Raw genomic sequence first — 239 nt, 5'->3', positions numbered from 1 at the left:
CGCATTATGGGCGTTGGCCTCAACACGATTTTACGTCACTTAAAAAACTCAGGCCGCAGTCGGTAACCTCGCGCATACAGCCGGGCAGTGACGTCATCGTCTGCGCGGAAATGGACGAACAGTGGGGCTATGTCGGGGCTAAATCGCGCCAGCGCTGGCTGTTTTACGCGTATGACAGTCTCCGGAAGACGGTTGTTGCGCACGTATTCGGTGAGCGCACTATGGCGACGCTGGGGCGT

1 pseudogene is annotated in these 239 nt (G+C 57.7%); it reads left to right on the top strand.

The features are described 5' to 3' along the window. Window positions 1–239: pseudogene (locus RTW80_RS30660) on the top strand (IS1 family transposase); the annotation flags it as partial.

The organism is Escherichia sp. AM3, assembly GCF_032029835.1.
Taxonomy (GTDB): Bacteria; Pseudomonadota; Gammaproteobacteria; order Enterobacterales; family Enterobacteriaceae; genus Escherichia; species Escherichia coli.
This window is presented reverse-complemented; position numbering and strand designations above follow the sequence as displayed.